1 protein-coding gene is annotated in these 662 nt (G+C 41.2%); it reads left to right on the top strand.

The window, feature by feature from the left end:
- The coding region (locus GQR46_RS20325) for a transposase (RefSeq protein WP_165742337.1) at positions 1-662 on the top strand (662 nt) is incomplete at both ends.

The raw sequence follows: 662 nt of genomic DNA, 5'->3' as shown, positions 1-662 counted from the left end.
AATAAATTCATTCCTATCAATTTCGCTGAGCAAATTTTGCCTGGCACCTTTGAGTATGCCCTTTGTTATATTGTCGAAAATAAACTCGACTTATCGGGCTTTGACGCGTGGTATAACAACGACAAAACAGGCGCTGCTGCGTATCCGCCTTCGGTAATGCTAAAGATTATTTTACTGGGTTATGCACATGGTTTGATCAGTAGTCGCCGAATTGCTAAAGCGTGTGAAACGAACATTTTATTTATGAGTGTATCAGGGGATATTCAGCCGCATTACACATCAATAGCGGGATTCGTGGCCAAAATGCATGAACAGATTGAGCCGCTTTTTACGCAAGTACTGATGATATGTGATGAGGAAGGCTTGATAGGCCGCAACATGTTTGCCATTGATGGGTGTAAATTAAAGTCCAATGCAAGTAAGGAGTGGAGCGGCAAATTCGATGAGTTAGACCGCAAAAAAGCAAAACTAGAACGCGCAAGCAAACGTATTATTGAACGCCACCAATCACAAGATGGACTGAGTGAAGAGTTGATAACTCAGGATTTAAAACAAAAAGAGAAGCTGGATAAAAGTGCAGATAAAATCACCGAGTTCTTAGCCACTCACAAAGAAAAAACAGGCAGTAAAGGCAAGCCAGTTAAAAGTAATATTACCGACCC

Origin of the sequence: Pseudoalteromonas sp. Z1A6 (assembly GCF_011378745.1) — a bacterium.
Classification (GTDB): Bacteria; Pseudomonadota; Gammaproteobacteria; order Enterobacterales; family Alteromonadaceae; genus Pseudoalteromonas; species Pseudoalteromonas arctica.
This window is presented reverse-complemented; position numbering and strand designations above follow the sequence as displayed.